This window comes from Scardovia inopinata JCM 12537 (genome assembly GCF_001042695.1).
GTDB classification, from domain to species: Bacteria; Actinomycetota; Actinomycetes; order Actinomycetales; family Bifidobacteriaceae; genus Scardovia; species Scardovia inopinata.
The window spans coordinates 432109-448289 of sequence record NZ_AP012334.1 but is presented as its reverse complement, the minus strand read 5'-3'; the positions used below and the strand labels follow the sequence as shown (position 1 = coordinate 448289).

Sequence of the window (16181 nt, the reverse complement as noted above, 5' to 3'; positions counted from 1 at the left end):
AGGGCCTGGCTCCACACGGCAAACCAGACCCGGTGCATAGTACTAGGCCATTATACAAGGGGGGAAGAAAAACTCTTACTTTGACTCGTGATAAGACTTCTCCGTATTGACTTCCCAAACATTCTTCTTGGAAGTCCTGCCTGTCTTAATGTTGTTGACAGCCTCAATGGAGGTTGCCATAGAGTGATCCTGATTATTGTAATGATGCTGACCGTTGCGGCCCACGCAGTAGAGGTTGCCGAAGGAATCCAGGTATTCAATAAGCTGATCAATATCCTGGTAGGTGTCAAAGTAAGCCGGATAAGCCTTTTGGACCCGTTCCCGATGAGCATCCAAAACATCCTGCTTTCCATTGATAACCCGCATTCGGGTTAATTCCTTGATAGCCAAGTCTTCAGCCTGCTCATCGGTCATATTCCAGAAGTCATCGCCCTCATTGCAGAAATATTCCATCCCAATCCAGACAGTACTATCTACATCCTTGACCAGGTAAGGGCTCCAGTTGTTGAAGATCTGGAAACGGCCAACCTTATAGCCAGGATCCTGCACATAAATCCAGTTATCAGGAACAATAGGAGGATGCCCCAGAGTTGGAATATCGGTGTTGTTGCGAATCCGCAGCTTGCGAACCAGAAGACCCACGGTCACAAAATCGCGGTAAGGCAGGCCATTGGCAATCTCCTTCATATCTTCTGGAGCACCGGCTTCAGACTTATCCAAGGCATTGACCAGGTCCTTCAGAGGCATGGAAGAGATGAACTGATCTGCTTCTATCTGATGAGTCTGGCCTGCGGAATCGATATAGGTGACCGAAGAGATTTTTCCTCCTTCCTGATTGATAGCGGTTACCCGGGCATCAGTCAGAACGGTCACGCCTTTATCTTCGGCCTTCTTCTCCACGGTTTCCCAGAGCTGTCCCGGCCCCAGCTTGGGGTACCAGAACTCCTCGATCAGGGAAGTTTCCACCTTGGAATTGTCGGTCTTGTGCTGAGGCATGAGTTTAAGCACAGCATTCTTGAGAACATTCATAATGCTCAAGCCCTTGACCCGCTGGGCGCCCCAGTCAGCAGAAATTTCAGAAGGATGACGACCCCAGAGTTTTTCGGTGTAGTCCTCAAAGAACATGGAGTAGAGCTTACGACCAAAGCGGTTAATATAAAAATTCTCCAGATTGGTTTCCGGCAGCTTATGGAAAACAGAAGCCAGATAGCTGAATCCTGCCTGCATGGTGATCTTTGGACCCATGGCTTTCAAGGTGTTAGGGCTCAGGGTAATAGGATAATCCAGGAAGTGCTGGTTCCAGAAAATGCGTGAAACACGGTGACGCTTGAGCATGACTTCCTCAGTCTGTTCTGGATCTGGCCCACCCGGCTCAAGGTCATGGTGACGACCCAGTTTTTTATCATCGTAGGAAGGAGCCCCTTGAAGAGGAAGAATCTCCTTCCACCAGTTCATAATGCGGTCATCTTTGGAGAAGAAACGATGACCCCCAATATCCATCCGATTGCCATGGTACTTGACCGTGCGGGAAATGCCACCAAACTCTTTGGTAGCCTCAAGAATCGTTACATCGTAGGAGTTTGCATCATCTTTAACCAACTCCCATGCCGCAGTGAGACCGGCAGGTCCTCCACCAATAATAACGACTTTCTTCTTGTCTGCCACATTTCCTCCTTATAGGAATTATTCAGCAGTAATAAATCAAGTTTATTTTAGCTGAATGGGGAGATGATTGCCGGCAGATTATACAAATTTGGGTTATGCAGACTCGGCTTTTACCTTCTGCTGACAGTCTTCTACGCTGACTGTACACTGACAGTCTTGCACCAGTTAAGTTTTTACATGGCGTTCTTACAGAGATTTTTTACATGGACGCGGGAATATCCATATCAGATTTTTGGATCTCTTCAACATTGACATCTTTAAAGGTGACGATCCGGACACTTTTTACAAAACGGCTGGGCCTATATACGTCCCATACCCAGGCGTCAGTAAGCTGAACATCAAAATATACATCCTGACCGGCAGAGCGAACATTGAAATCCACCCGATTAGCCAGATAAAAACGACGCTCTGTTTCTACTACATAGGTGAAAAACTTAATGACATCGCGGTATTCACGGTATAAAGACAGTTCTGCTTCGGTCTCGTACTTATCCAGATCTTCAGCGCCCATCAGTTGTCCTCCACACTGCTTTTACGATTCACGTTTACGGCCACGACCAAGCTTGCGCCACCAGGGAATCTTGCTACTGCTGTCCGACTCGGCATCGGTCTCTGTCTCAGACTCCGCATCAGACTCCGCTTCCTCTGCTCCCATAGTAAAATCGGCGGCATCATCATCGGCTTCGTCTCTTTGGCGGGACTTCCTGATCTGCCCAGAATCCACAGCTTGATCACTGTCTTCATCCGTTTCTGGGTCAAAAGTCATGGATGCTAGATCTGTAATAAAAGACTTTTTGTGTTTTTCGATTTCGATCGAATGCTCATGCATAGCCATAGCTTCCTTCAAGCCTGGATTACTAACTATGGGCCTCATACCAAAAGCTTCCAGGGAAGCAATGGGATCGAACTCATCGGCCAGGGTTCCCAGGACTTCCAGGTCCTGGTAGCGATTATTTTCATTGTCCCACAAGGCGTCACGGGAAATGCCTTCTGGCGTGAATCCCAGAGATTTATACACAGTTGAAGATCTGTTGTTCCTCTGAGGAATCCCCACCCAGATCCGGTGCAGACCCAGGCCAGCAGGCTGCGGAGCAAAACCATAGGTCATCACCCGGGGCATGGCGTCACGGGAAAAACCACGGGATCTGTAGTCCCGGCCCAGAATAACCTGAATTCGGGCGGACTGTGCCCAACCATCAATATCGATCAGAAAAATCATGCCAATAAGAACATACCCCAGGGAATCGCTATGGTCAGAGTCTTTCTTGGCCGTTAAATCCGACTTGACAAAAATAGACCAAGCCATGACTCCCCTCGCTTCAGGGTCGGAAAAACTCTCCTGGCTGCGAAGTTCTCCCCGAGACCAGGACAGGTAGCGGGATACCCAGGAGCGAACCATAGATCGTTCGGCAGATTTACTCTTACCAGTGATGACAACCGAATCGTGATAAGCGTCCAAGGCATCCATCTGTTCGCAGTCCTCCCAGGAGGCAGGCCGCAGAACCATCATTTCGCCTTTAATTTGAGGAAGAGCGATGGATGCCGGCAACTCACGAGGGGAATCATCCTGGGATGGATTCTGAGCAGAAACCTGCTGATCCACAGAAGAATGCTGTGATTGCGCTGTCGAAGCGGATTGTGGCATATTAAATCAAATCCTTACTGTGAAGCGACTGTGCATCGTACATCGCTTCTTATTGTAGTACCGTTTCTACGCGAAATCTGACTGCTGGCTGAGAATCAGCCCTTGACCTTTTTCATGACAATAGCAGTCACGGCCTTAGCATCAGCCTGTCCGCGCGTCGCCTTCATAACGGAACCAATAATAACACCCATGGGTTTCATATTGCCGCTCTTCAGCTTGTCGGCGATATCCGGATGAGCTTCCAGAGCCTTATCTACTTCTGTCTCCAGGGCACCATTATCGGATACAACCTCAAAGCCGTGCTTTTTCACGACTTGGTCAGGGCTACCCTCTCCAGCCAAAACTGCGGCGACTGTCTGCTTGGCAAGTTTATCGTTGAGTTTACCCTGGGCGACCAGCTCTTCCACCCGGGCGATATCATCAGGGGTAATAGACATCTCTTCCAGGCTTTTATCCTCTTCATTGGCGCTACGAGAGATCTCCCCCAGCCACCATTTGCGGGCACCGGAAGCAGTAGCTCCAGCCTTTACCGTAGCCTCAATGAGATCAAGGGCATCAGCGTTCACCACGTCCCTCATCTCCAGGTCAGAGAATCCCCACTGAGCCTGCAGCCGGTTACGGCGCTCCCTCGGCATTTCAGGCATGGTTTTAGCCAAACGATCAATATGATCCTGGGTAACATGCACCATAACCAGGTCAGGGTCCGGGAAATAGCGATAATCATCGGCATCGGTCTTCACTCGGCCTCCAGCAGTGGTCTGGGAAGCTTCATCCCAATGTCTGGTTTCCTGAAGAATCTCGCCGCCTTCATCCAAAATAGCAGCCTGCCGGCGGATCTCATAAATAATAGTCTTTTCAATACCCCTAAAGGAGTTGACATTCTTGGTCTCTGACCGGGTCCCCAAAGGATCGTTGGGGGAAGGCCTCAAAGATACGTTCACATCGGCCCTCATGTTGCCCTGCTCCATGCGGGCATGAGAAATACCCAGGGCACGGACAATGTCACGAATGGTCCTCACATAGGCTCCGGCCACATCAGCAGCCTTAGCCCCTACTCCAGTAATGGGCTTAGTCACAATCTCCACCAGGGGAACCCCGGCCCGGTTGTAATCCACCAGGGAATGATCGGCTCCTTCGATACGGCCGTCTGCCCCACCCACATGCGTGTTCTTGCCTGCATCGTCTTCTACATGGGCCCTCTCCACAGGAACCCGGAAAATGCTGCCATCCTCCAGTTCAACATCCAGGTAGCCTTCCCCGTTTAAGGGCTTGTCATACTGAGAAATCTGATAGTTGCGAGGCATATCAGGATAAAAGTAATTCTTGCGGGAGAACTGTGACCATTCAGCGATGTTGCAGTGCAGGGCCAAACCTAACTTAATGGCATAGTCAATGGCCCTCTTGTTTACTACAGGCAAGCTCCCGGGCAGGCCCAGGGAAACTGGTGTCAGCTGAGTATTGGGTTCACCTCCAAAGTGGACTTCGGCCGGGCAAAAGAGCTTGGTCTTGGTGCTCAGCTCAACATGGACTTCCAGACCGATGACAGGATCAAACTTCCTGACCGCCTCGGCAAATTTCATCAATTTCTCAGCCATAATTCCTATTTCCAATCTTTTTCAGTTGACAACACTACTGAAAAGTTACATCTTTTTTTCTTAATCTCTCGCTGCTCTATCGATGCTTTTGGTTGTTCTCTAGTCTGCATCTGAGGTGGCAGGAGCATTCAGCCATGATGCGTTCAGGGACTTCCAGACCGGGCCTCCCCATTTGTCTTCCAAGGCTGCCTCCAAGGCTGCAGCTGGCTTATACATCTTGTGATCCTGCATTTGGTGAGCAATAAACTGGAATCCAACCGGAAGACCATCATCACTGAGACCGCAGGGAATGGACATGGCAGGAACCCCAGCCAAATTTGCCGGAATAGTTGCGGTATCGTTGATATACATTTCCAGCGGATTATCCATCTTTTCACCAAACTTGAAGGCGGTAGAAGGAGATGTAGGGGATACCAGCACATCAACTGTCTCAAAAGCCTTCTTAAAATCGTCAATAATCAGGGTACGAACCTTTTGGGCAGAACCGTACCAAGCATCGTAATAACCGGCAGACAAGGCATATGTACCCAGAATAATGCGCCTCTTCACCTCATCGCCAAAACCGGCTTCCCGGGTGTAAGCCATCATATTGGCCGCAGTCTGTGGTTCATCGTCCGGAGGCATGACCCGCAGTCCATACCGCATACCGTCGTACCTGGCCAGGTTGCTGGAAACCTCGGAAGGCATAATTACATAATAGGCAGCAAGAGCATACTCAGCATGAGGAAGGGAAATCTCAACTACATCTGCTCCCATGTCTGTAAGCAGCTGAACTGATTCATTAAAGCGGTCTTCGACTCCTTTTTGGAAACCGTCCCCACTTAATTCTTTGATTAGACCAATACGCATGCCTTTCAGGTCCATCTTCTGCCCTTGCCTGGCCTGCTCAGATAAGGCAGGCACCGGCTGAGGAATGGAGGTGGAATCTTTGGGATCATAACCGCCAATAATCTCCTGCAGAAGGGCTGCGTCCAGAACTGTACGGCTGACGGGGCCAATCTGATCCAGGGAAGAGGCCATGGCAATAGCGCCAAAACGGGAAACTCCGCCATAGGTAGGCTTGACGCCCACAGTTCCAGTCAGAGCGCCAGGTTGACGGATAGATCCGCCGGTATCTGTTCCTAGGGCCAGAGGGGCTTCAAAGGCAGCGACAGCAGCAGCAGAACCGCCGCCGGATCCACCAGGAACCCTCTGAGTATCCCAGGGATTATAGGTAGGGCCAAAGGCCGAATGCTCCGTAGATGACCCCTGAGCAAACTCATCAAGATTGGTTTTGCCCAAAATTGGCATACCGACTTTTTTGATCTTCTCAATCACCGTAGCGTCATAAGGAGGAACCCATCCTTCAAGGATCTTGGAAGCAGCTGTAGTTTCAATCCCTTTGGTAACGATCATATCTTTGATAGCAATAGGAACTCCAGCCAGGGGGCCGTCCTGTTCTCCCGTTGCCCGCCGGCGGTCTGCTTCATCGGCCTGGGCATATGCCTGGTCTTCGCTGACCTTAAGAAAGGCATGAATATCGCCTTCTGCAGCGTTGATGACCTCCATATGGGCCTCCACCAGCTGGCGGCTGGATACCTCTCCAGCGGCCAGCTTGTCTGCCATCTGTGATGCGGACAACTGGACCAGCTCTGTGCGCTCACTTGTACTTAATGCCATGCTTATTTGCTCCTCTTAGCAATTATTTTCACAATTCTGCAGCTTTACCCTAATCCGACAAAATCTGCGGGGCCACAAACATGCCCTCCTCCTGCCGGGGGGCACCAGACAGCGCCTCTTCCTGGGTTAGAGGGGCGATTGGCTCATCCTCGCGCATGTAAGCTTCCAGAGGGACAGGGTTGGCTGTTGGAGGAACGTGATCCTTGGCAACTTCCTGGACCTTGTCAATAGAGTCAGTAATAACATTCAGCTCGCCCTGCAGACGCTCAATCTCCTGGTCAGTCAAGGCAATGCGGGACAGATCTCCCAAGTGTTCTATTTCTTGTCGTGTGAATCTAGGCATAGCTCATACTATAGGGTCTCTGGATGACACCTCATATACAAAAAATTATTCATATATATAATTCAGCTCTTGTAATAATTTATCCTTCATCTGAGTAAGCTCGTGAGGCGATGGGCGATTGGAATTTTCATACATTTTTTCCATTGGATACCACCAGACTGGTCCCTTTCCTTTATTCCCATAATTCTCAAGGTCTCCGCTGACCCGCGGGAATAAATGCCAATGTAAGTGGCTATCACCATTTCCCAATAATTCATAATTTATTTTCTCTGCCTGGAAAGCCTGTGCCACAGCCTGTCCAACCACAGACATTTCTTCTAAAAATTTTAGCTTGAAATCCTTGTCTAATTCGAATAATTCATTCTTATGATATTTACATAAAAATAATGTATAACCTTTAAAATGTTGATTATCGCCAATTACTACATATCCAGTTTCCAGCTCCTTAACAAAGTATGGATTTGTCCCCTGCTTAATCATTTCAATTCTGTCACATATAAAGCACACAATTTCTCCTCTTATGTCTGCTCTTATGGTTCCTTGTGGTTCCGTTTTCCATCGATCTTGATCTTATGAATATTTATGGTACTCTTATCTGCCAATCTCGTCGGTCGGACGGTCTCGTCAGTCGGATGCAGCAGACAGAGCCGTATCTGGCAGTGCTACAGGCGGCAAATCGACAATCCTGGTTGCCACTGATTGAGTAAATGTTTGATCGTGCTCAACAAAAATCATGGTGGGCTGGGCCCGCCTTATCAGATTTTCTATCTGAACTCGGGAAAGAATATCTATAAAATTCAACGGTTCATCCCATATATAAACATGGGCCCGCTGGCTGAGAGAAACCGCAAGAAGGAATTTCTTCTTTTGTCCTTCACTGAAATCCTGCAGATTCTTCTCCATCTGACTATCAGAAAAATCAAGCTGTCGAAGAACCTGGACCAGCAGACGGATTCGTCTTTCCAGGCCGTCTTCCAGCAGATCCAACTGATTTCGGTTTGTATAATTTGTTGCAAGACCCAGCTGAGCCCGCTCCTGCTTATATTTATTCCGCATAAAATCTTCCAGATTCCCCTGCATAAAAGACGTATCCTGAGAAAGCAGGGAGATAACCAGGCCGTCAGCCACAAGAATCTGACCACTCAGCAGGCGGCAAGGCTGGACGGACGTATCCTGTGCAGCTGAGCTTTGGGCAGCTTCGCTTTGGGCAGGCGCACTTTGGCCAGGCATGCCCAGGGCACTGGCTCTGCAACAAATCTGACGAAGAATGCTGGTTTTGCCACTCCCGTTCTTCCCCTGCAGGGCGATCCGCTCCCCCGGATGCAGAGTAAAGGACAGGTTCCGACACAGACACTTATCCCCGTAAGCCAAAGACAGGTTGTCAACCCGAATCAAGTCCAGACTGTTCTGCCCATCTCTGCTGCTGTTGCTTCCATCACTACTTCCGCTGCTATCACTAGAGACAGCGGGAAAATCAAGAGGATGCAAGGACAGATCATCTGTCCTCTCCAGATCTTTCAGGAGCTTCTCCTTTTGCTCAATCGCAATATCCCTGTGGCGCTCAACCAATTTTGAGCGTTTCATAAGTTTCGCTGCCTTGTGACCGACATATCCCTTATCGCCAGCCCCTATTTTTGTAGCCTCTTTCAGATCAGACCAATGGCTTATCCTGACTGCAGCAATCTTCATCTGGTCAACTTCTTTCTGCAGTTTCTCATTCTGGGCTAGTTCGTATGCGTCCTTGCGCTTTTTATTGAGCTCCCAGGCCGAAAAATTCCCAGCCTGAATATCGATGCTTGTCTTGTTGATGGACAGAATATGATCGACACATTCATCCAAAAGGGCCCGGTCGTGCGAGACCAAGATAAAGCTCTTCTTCCGCTTCAGATAGTTGCCTACTTCCTTTCTAGTTGGTTCATCCAGATGATTAGTGGGCTCATCAATCAAGAGGAAGGCTCTATCCTTCAAAAAGAGGGCAGCCAGGAGAACTTTAGTCTGCTCCCCATTGGACAGGGTAGAAAAGGGACGGTTGAGGACATCAAGATCAACATTCAGGAGGGAGAGCTCTTTCTCTATCTTCCATGGCTCATAATCCTGCTCTTCAACATATTCTTCCGTATATTCCGTATATTCTTTATATTCTTCCACATGCTCTTTCCATGGTTCTGACTTGATCGATTCCTCAGTCTGCTCCGACCGTCTGCCGCTGATTGTCTGCTGGATTAAGTCAGAAGTAAGAGCGGACCGATCAGGGATATCGAAAGGAAAATAAATAAAATCAACATGCGAAGATATAGACCCTGAATAATCATACTTTCCCATCAGAAGTTTAAGAAAAGTAGTTTTGCCCCGGCCGTTACGGCCGATAAAACCCAGACGCCAGTTGGTGTCAATTTGAAAAGAAACATCTTCAAAAATATTGTCATAACTGCCTTCGTAGGCAAAAGTAAGATGTGAAACATTGATCAAGGACATGCAGCCTCCCTGAATAGTGAATATATGTGGAAATTTATAAATTATGAAACGAGGACGTGTCACCATATGAACTGCGCTTTGTATAATGCACACTTTGTAAAACGTGCGCTTTGTAAAATGTGCTCTTTGTAAAGCGCAGAACTATACAGATTCTTCGACCGCAAACTTCTACCGGAAAGTCAACGAAAAATCCGAAACCAGGAAACTGAGAAGCTGAAAGCCGTGAACCTGGGCCTTAGAAGGATCTTAAAAGGATCACAAAAAATCTCGCAGAGTTCGCAGCGGGACTCAGCTGGATTTATCGAAATCCAGAATTCTTAATCTAGGCTTTAGACAGAAATTATAAAACCATGCTTTTATCTATATCACAAAAATCGTTTAGACACGCAGGGGAAGTTAACCGTGTTGCATCATCCAGGCGTGCATAGCAACAGCGGCGGCAGCACCGGCGTTGAGGGATCGGACAGAACCATACTGAGTAATATAAACAACATCGTCAGCAATTTCCAAAGCTCGGGAAGTCAAACCTGGTCCCTCCGCCCCAAAAAGAAGGATGCACTGTTCAGGAAATTGGTAAGATTCTATCGGAACAGCTCCAGGAACAATATCCAAGGCTATCAGACGGGTATGCTGACCGCTTTCCTGATCACGGGTGCGAACAGCGTGAACAAACTCATCAATACTGGCATAATAATCGACGCTTTGGTAAAGTTCCGTCATCAGGGAGCCCTTTCGATTCCACTTGTGAGGACCAATAATATGCACACCTCTGGCTGTAAATGCATTCGCAGTGCGGACGATAGAGCCAATATTAAAATCGTGAGTCCAGTTTTCTATAGCAACTTCAAATGAGTGACGGCCGCGGCGATCCAGGTCCGCTTTGATGGCATCTACCGTCCAGTAGCGGTAACGGTCCATGATATTCCTGCTGTCCCCGTTGTCGAGAAGATCAGGGTCAAAGACTGAAGGAGATGGAGAAGAAGAATCGGCATTATCCGCAGAAGGCTGGTTGGGCAGCGATTTGTCGGGATGAGATTGGTCAGGACGCAGTTGCTCAGGATGCGGCTGATCAGAATGTGGCTGATCAGGATGCGGCTGTTCGAGAGGATACTGGTCGGGACGAGGCTGCCCCGGATGTTCCTCTTCCCACGGTCCTACCCCAATCTTGCGCAGACCCGGATCGCCGGCAGCCATAACTCGCTTGGTATAATCACTTGGTTCGTACATTATCAGCCTTCAAACCGATCACGTTTCAGCCGAAATCAGCCACGAAATAGGGGGATAAATCTGACGGAACGCTGAACACCTGTAATTGGATTAATAACAGAAATAAAAAGATCCTCATCAGAGGACGAAGCAGCATCGAAATTATCTTGACTGCCTGTTTCATTGCTGCTGCTGCCTTCTGTGCCGGCGCTGCCAATCCCCAAACTGCCAACCAGAGAGGCGATGGCCAGCAAATCTGCCCCCAATTTATCAAGAATGGCGAAATCAAGATTAAGCTCATTCCCATTCTGCAAAGTTACCAAAGATGAGGTCTGAATAAAGGATTTCTCTGACAACCATGCATCCAGCAAAATCACCCGCTTCCCTTCAATTGAGGGACCTTTGATGGATGGATAAACAAAATCCATGACGAAACCGTCTACTGACTGCCCCCTGGAAGCGGCAGCATGCATGACAGCGCTGACCAGGGGAATAGCAGCAGTTGTCAGGGCGCCAACCGCATCGAAATCGTCCACACTGAAACCCTGCTCTTCCAGGGTATCGAGCATAACGTGGCCAGCAAGTTGGGCACCTTCATGATCGTAGGTTACTGCGGTCAGCTCGCTGAAGGGTTTATTGGCAATCTCTCGGTGAACCATACGGGCCAGGCGTTTTCGAGGATCCAGCATGTCATCCGGCAGCTGATCGATCTCATCAAGCAAGTTATCACGAAGATCGGGAGTACCAGTCGCTTTGAAACCGGATGCAGAAGATCGAGACTCGTTGTTTGTCTGCTTGTCAGTCATATGGTTAACTCTAATTCATGGGCAGGAATGTTCATGCGCAGAAACGGCCATCCCACCCCGCCAAAATCAGAGCGTGCTGAATATTTTTTATGAAAATTACAGTTTTACTTGGATTATCAATTATGTTATTCTCAGCAATAAAAATATGCCAGCGGACCGATTGAAGAGAGTTGAACCGCTGCCAGTCATCGGCCCACTGATCATGATGATGAAGACCGTTATATTCCACCCCCACACGAAAAGCAGGATAAGCCATGTCCAGGAAATATTGCGGTTGCGGCTGCAAACGCTGCCGCAAAAACGGAGCATCGGGGCTAACCGGAAAATTTATGCTAGGGTTGGGCAAACCCGATCGGACCATGATCAGTCTGAGCTGCGTTTCCCTGGGTGAATCTGTATTTTCCCGCATCTGTTTGAGGGCTTGTCTACACTTCCGAGAACCACGCATACGCTGACATGATTCAACATATTTATACAGATCTTCTTTCGTGGTGCGCCTTAGAAGTGCATCACGGCAAATGAGAGAATCCCCGAACTCGATCAGTTGATCCAGACTCAGATAGGAAGCCATTTGAGTAAAAAGAAATTCCGGCGAAGAACACAGCAAACCATACACTTCAACTGTCGATCCAAGCTCATCGGCGTTGTTCGAATAATGCGCAGTAACGCCGAATAACCGACAGCGCCTGGTCTTGTTGCGATGAATGATGTGAATTTTCTGCTCCGGTCTAAAATGCCGGGGAATTTCACTCACGGCATCTGTCTCCGCTTTTTTAACTGGTTCAGGCCTAGACTCCGCTTGAGCAAAACCTGCCGTGGGTTGTTGATTCATTCTTCGCACGCTTATTTGTGTTTGTCTCTCTTTAGATTGCTGTTCATCTGTCCGATCCTGATTTACCTGTTCTCCAATAGGAGTGTCTGGAACAAACACCTCTTGTTCTTCCTGATTTATCTGCATCTGCATTCTTGACTTTCTATGACCAAGAAATTCACGCTCATACTGAATGTGATCTGGCACTCCGGGAACAGGGACTCCCAAAAGCGCTGCTGCTGTGTAATGACTGAAAGTCACATCGCGACGAAACCGCTTGCTAAGGTCACTAGCCAGACGTACTGCCTCCTGTTGACGCTGCCAAGCAGCAAACCTCATCAATTCCCTCGCAGAGGGATCTGGATAAATCTCGAACATAGGACCATGGTATATGTTTTTGTATTTTTTTAGGGCAAAAAAGGCGAAATGTGGATAACTTTTTGGGGTATTGAATACCACCCTTCACCCAACTGCATCGTTAATTTTCCGAATCCTTGTTTTTCCGCCAATTTAGAATTTTTGGAGTGCAGTTGGGTGAGGGGTAGTTTCCTATACCATCCCGAAATTGACAAAATTGCTCGTTTTTATACATGTATATCAAGCAAAATTCGTATAATTTTAAGTAATTTTAAGAAAGAATAGTAAAATTGACCGAATTGTCAATAAAGTGTAAGTTTGCTTCCAGTTACTGCGCAATTTCTCTCATAAATTCTCACAGGACTCATTCAAAGTTGCTAAAAAGAATAAAAAGAATAGAAATAATAAAGATAACACGAAGAAAATATGATGTGAGAATAGGCCCGTAGCGAATAGTGGAATGAAATGGTCTGGATTGCAGTTTGCCATACTGCAGGACAAAAGAACTACAAGAACCACAAAATCACAAGAAACTACGAGTCTTAACAGCCGTCTATGACTGTGGGACAAAGAATATTGCCGGGGAAGACACCTGGCAATAAATTGGTTAGGAGAATTATGATTCAGACTATTGCGATCATAGCTGCAGCAGTGGCCATCAGTGCCTTTATTTTGTGGTACTTCTTCTCTCCAGGAAAAGCAGGTTATGCACAGATGCAGGGAAATCGTCAAGTTGCACAGGTAACGGTCAATGGTGGTTACTCCCCTGCGCTGATTCAAATAAAAGAAGGGGTCCCCACTCAGCTTGTCTTTGACCGGCGTGAAACCGGAGAATGCACCTCCCATGTAGTTTTTTCTGATTTGGGGATTGACGCCCACCTACCTGGGAACAAAATTACATCTGTCGACTTGCCGGCACTGAAAGCTGGAGAATACCCTTTCGCCTGTGGAATGAATATGATCCATGGCATGCTCAAAGTTAATAAGTAAACAATTAATAAGTAAACAATAGATTGGGTAATTATGAGCAACATAAGGAGTGCACGGGGCGTGAGCAGTCAAAATAACATAAGCAGCATAGATAGTAACGATAATAACGGCAATAACGGCAATAACGAAGAGTTGGAACGTGCGAAAGAAATCAAGGACCTGAAAAGGCTGATCGTCATTGGTGCAGTCCTGACAACTCCGGTGTTTTTGGTGGGCATGATTGGAATGTTCGTACCCGGGATGCCTATGTGGCTAATGAATCCTTGGTGGCAGGCTGTTCTTATTACTCCGGTTATGTTTTACTGCGGCTGGCCGATCCACCGGGTGGGATGGATGGCTATAGTCCATCGGTCGCCTGACATGAACTCCTTGGTTACTGTTGGCGCTTTTGCTGCTTATCTTTACAGTTTGGTTGTGTGCATTGCTCCGGAAGCTTTGCCGCAGCAGTCGAGAACCGCATATTTTGAATCCGTCGGCGTAGTGATTACCTTGGTTCTGGTTGGCCGCCTGCTCGAAGCTCGTGCGCGCTCAGGCACGGGGAATGCGGTCAAAGCCCTGATAGGTTTACGTCCTCAGACGGCTGTAAAGATTGATAATCAGGCGCTTGCCTCAGGGGTTTGGCAGCGGCCTGATGTAGATAAGCTAGCTGGAGACGCTGTCAACACTACTACTGCCAATGCTGGGGTAAATTTTGGAGGCAAAGGATTCTCTGAAGAAACGGGCAACACGGGCAACATGGGAGACACGACCTCCAAGGATGCAGCCCGCCATCTTGCAGTCGTGGATGCCAATTCACTGGCAGTCGGCGACCTGATTGTTGTTAAAGGCGGGGACACAATTCCCAGCGATGGAATCGTGGCGGCCGGCAGCAGCACTATTGATGAATCCATGATTACCGGCGAATCACAACCAGTCAGGCGCGGAGTTGGGCAGCAGGTGACTGGCGCGACTTTGGTCTTGGATTCCCCTTTAGTCGTGAGAGTTAATAAGGTCGGAAAAGATACAGTCCTCTCCCAGATTATTGATTTGGTCTCCCACGCCCAGGCGACCAAGGCCCCTGTCCAGAAGCTGGCCGATCAGATTTCCCGGATTTTTGTGCCAATAGTCTTTCTTATTGCGGTCTGGACTTTTGTCATATGGTTCACACTTGGTCCCCAGCCGCGGCTGGCTCATGCCATTGTCACCGCGGTCAGCGTCCTGATTATCGCCTGCCCCTGCGCCTTAGGTTTGGCTACTCCCCTGTCAGTAACTGTTGGCATGGGTTTGGGAGCTAGAAACGGAATTTTGATTACAACGGCAAATGCCCTGCAAAATGCCCGAAGGATTAGCACAGTTGTCTTCGATAAGACGGGGACGATTACCAAAGGGATAGCCCACGAAGAAATAAAGACTCAGGAGAGTCAGACTCAGGCAGACACAACTCTTACAGACACAACTCGGACAGAACAAGCTGGGGACAATCATTATGAGTCGCATTATGAGTCACCAGAAACCAGCCTAGCGAGCCGCGTTTCCTACGACAATGATCAAATTAAGCCTTCTGCGCCAGCAGCCATAGCCCGACTACACCAGATGGGAGTCAGGACTATACTTCTTTCTGGAGATAAGCCGGAAACTGCGGAAAAAATAGCACGGCAAGTTGGGATCGATACTGTTATAGCAGGAGTTAAACCGGATGGCAAGGCGGCATGGATTGAACGGATCCAGGCCCAGACTCAGGCTCCAACCATGACTCAGGCTCCAGCCATGACTCAGGTACAAATTCCAGCTCATAAAAATGAGGAAAGCATTCAAAAAGTGAGGGACAACAAGAAAGCATTGGTCCTGGGAAAAGGAAATCATGACAATAATCGACACGGTCTGGTCGCCATGGTTGGTGATGGTATTAATGATGCCCCAGCATTAGCTCAGGCAGATATTGGTTTTGCTATGGGAACCGGCACTGATATTGCCATGAGGTCAGCTGATATTACCCTCATGAATGGAGACTTGTCTGGAGTGGTCAAAACCATTACCCTGTCAAAGGCAACAATGCATAATATTGCGGAGAACCTCTTTTTTGCCTTTGCTTATAACGTGATTGGCATCCCTTTGGCTGCAGGCGTTCTTTACCCAGCCTTCGGCTGGCTCCTCAGCCCAATGATTGCGGGTGCTGCTATGGCTCTATCATCGGTATGCCTGGTGCTCAATGCTAATCGTCTGAATAAGGCTGATATTAATCAGGCTGAAATTAATGCCGATATAAAAGCAAAGATTCGGGCAAGCACAGGTAAAACCACTGCTGCACTTCCTCACCTATACAATGACGAAACTCACCAGGCAGAGCAAGCCGGCATGCGGGGAGAACAAGACAGCGCAGATGCAGAGCAAGCCGGCATGCGGGGAGAACAAGACAGCGCAGATGCAGATAGTTTCCTTGACCCGGTCTGCGGGATGACTGTTGGCAAAGACAGTATTTCCTATGAATACCAAGGGAAAACCTATCATTTCTGCTCTGATCATTGCCTGGCAACCTTCAAAGAGAATCCTCAGAAATTTGCCAATCGTAGCTGAGACCCACCTCAGCAATCCCTTCCCTCCAGCAATCGACGACCGCAAACGTTCTGTTCTCACTTTTTCGTCTTTTCAT

At 48.2% G+C, this 16181-nt stretch carries 13 protein-coding genes; 2 read left to right on the top strand and 11 right to left on the bottom strand.

The annotated features are described in order from the left end of the window. Positions 1 to 75 precede the first annotated feature (75 nt). The 11 genes from SCIP_RS01745 to SCIP_RS07490 form a co-directional block, all read right to left on the bottom strand. Positions 76 to 1665 carry an NAD(P)/FAD-dependent oxidoreductase gene (locus tag SCIP_RS01745; protein WP_006292797.1) on the bottom strand — a complete coding sequence of 530 codons (1590 nt, stop codon included), beginning with the start codon at positions 1663 to 1665 and terminating at the stop codon, positions 76 to 78. A 199-nt stretch (positions 1666 to 1864) separates the two neighbouring features. Beyond that, positions 1865 to 2176, bottom strand: coding sequence for a DUF2469 domain-containing protein (locus SCIP_RS01740; protein ID WP_040590459.1), 312 nt, complete (start codon positions 2174 to 2176; stop codon positions 1865 to 1867). 21 nt (positions 2177 to 2197) lie between these two features. After that, positions 2198 to 3310: a GNAT family N-acetyltransferase gene (locus SCIP_RS01735; protein WP_081442797.1), complete on the bottom strand. Its 1113-nt coding sequence runs from the start codon at positions 3308 to 3310 to the stop codon at positions 2198 to 2200. 95 nt (positions 3311 to 3405) lie between these two features. Then, positions 3406 to 4905: an Asp-tRNA(Asn)/Glu-tRNA(Gln) amidotransferase subunit GatB gene (gatB, locus tag SCIP_RS01730; RefSeq protein WP_006292794.1), complete on the bottom strand. Its 1500-nt coding sequence runs from the start codon at positions 4903 to 4905 to the stop codon at positions 3406 to 3408. A gap of 99 nt (positions 4906 to 5004) precedes the next feature. Continuing rightward, entirely contained in the window at positions 5005 to 6564 is a 1560-nt protein-coding gene (gene gatA, locus SCIP_RS01725; RefSeq protein ID WP_040590457.1) for an Asp-tRNA(Asn)/Glu-tRNA(Gln) amidotransferase subunit GatA, read from the bottom strand. A gap of 49 nt (positions 6565 to 6613) precedes the next feature. Continuing rightward, positions 6614 to 6907 carry an Asp-tRNA(Asn)/Glu-tRNA(Gln) amidotransferase subunit GatC gene (gene gatC / locus SCIP_RS01720; protein WP_006292792.1) on the bottom strand — a complete coding sequence of 98 codons (294 nt, stop codon included), beginning with the start codon at positions 6905 to 6907 and terminating at the stop codon, positions 6614 to 6616. A 45-nt stretch (positions 6908 to 6952) separates the two neighbouring features. Next, the gene (locus SCIP_RS01715) at positions 6953 to 7387 is read right to left on the bottom strand and encodes an HIT family protein (protein WP_006292791.1); all 435 of its coding nucleotides are present in this window, start codon (positions 7385 to 7387) and stop codon (positions 6953 to 6955) included. A gap of 144 nt (positions 7388 to 7531) precedes the next feature. Further along, positions 7532 to 9382, bottom strand: a complete 1851-nt coding sequence (locus tag SCIP_RS01710) for an ATP-binding cassette domain-containing protein (RefSeq protein ID WP_006292790.1) — start codon at positions 9380 to 9382, stop codon at positions 7532 to 7534. Positions 9383 to 9778: 396 nt separating this feature from the next. Then, the gene (locus SCIP_RS01705) at positions 9779 to 10609 is read right to left on the bottom strand and encodes a TrmH family RNA methyltransferase (RefSeq protein WP_006292789.1); all 831 of its coding nucleotides are present in this window, start codon (positions 10607 to 10609) and stop codon (positions 9779 to 9781) included. 35 nt (positions 10610 to 10644) lie between these two features. Next, on the bottom strand, positions 10645 to 11394 hold the full coding sequence (locus tag SCIP_RS01700; protein ID WP_006292788.1) for a type I phosphoribosyltransferase: 750 nt from the start codon (positions 11392 to 11394) through the stop codon (positions 10645 to 10647). A 31-nt stretch (positions 11395 to 11425) separates the two neighbouring features. Next, a complete protein-coding gene (locus SCIP_RS07490) occupies positions 11426 to 12664 on the bottom strand; it encodes a hypothetical protein (protein WP_144427345.1) in 1239 nt (412 codons plus the stop codon). A gap of 516 nt (positions 12665 to 13180) precedes the next feature. Between SCIP_RS07490 and SCIP_RS08275 the strand changes: the two genes are divergently transcribed. Both SCIP_RS08275 and SCIP_RS08270 read left to right on the top strand, forming a co-directional pair. Then, positions 13181 to 13552, top strand: coding sequence for a cupredoxin domain-containing protein (locus SCIP_RS08275; protein WP_070097783.1), 372 nt, complete (start codon positions 13181 to 13183; stop codon positions 13550 to 13552). Between the two features lie 33 nt (positions 13553 to 13585). After that, a complete protein-coding gene (locus SCIP_RS08270; protein ID WP_006292785.1) occupies positions 13586 to 16105 on the top strand; it encodes an HAD-IC family P-type ATPase in 2520 nt (839 codons plus the stop codon). The last annotated feature ends 76 nt before the right edge of the window (positions 16106 to 16181 follow it).

Coding starts and splice junctions, on each gene's coding strand:
- gatC (WP_006292792.1), bottom strand. CDS start 6,907: ATGCCTAGATTCACACGACAAGAAATAGAACACTTGGGAGATCTGTCC.
- SCIP_RS08275 (WP_070097783.1), top strand. CDS start 13,181: ATGATTCAGACTATTGCGATCATAGCTGCAGCAGTGGCCATCAGTGCC.
- gatB (WP_006292794.1), bottom strand. CDS start 4,905: ATGGCTGAGAAATTGATGAAATTTGCCGAGGCGGTCAGGAAGTTTGAT.
- SCIP_RS01715 (WP_006292791.1), bottom strand. CDS start 7,387: ATGATTAAGCAGGGGACAAATCCATACTTTGTTAAGGAGCTGGAAACT.
- SCIP_RS01705 (WP_006292789.1), bottom strand. CDS start 10,609: ATGTACGAACCAAGTGATTATACCAAGCGAGTTATGGCTGCCGGCGAT.
- SCIP_RS08270 (WP_006292785.1), top strand. CDS start 13,586: ATGAGCAACATAAGGAGTGCACGGGGCGTGAGCAGTCAAAATAACATA.
- gatA (WP_040590457.1), bottom strand. CDS start 6,564: ATGGCATTAAGTACAAGTGAGCGCACAGAGCTGGTCCAGTTGTCCGCA.
- SCIP_RS01735 (WP_081442797.1), bottom strand. CDS start 3,310: ATGCCACAATCCGCTTCGACAGCGCAATCACAGCATTCTTCTGTGGAT.
- SCIP_RS01710 (WP_006292790.1), bottom strand. CDS start 9,382: ATGTCCTTGATCAATGTTTCACATCTTACTTTTGCCTACGAAGGCAGT.
- SCIP_RS01740 (WP_040590459.1), bottom strand. CDS start 2,176: ATGGGCGCTGAAGATCTGGATAAGTACGAGACCGAAGCAGAACTGTCT.
- SCIP_RS01700 (WP_006292788.1), bottom strand. CDS start 11,394: ATGACTGACAAGCAGACAAACAACGAGTCTCGATCTTCTGCATCCGGT.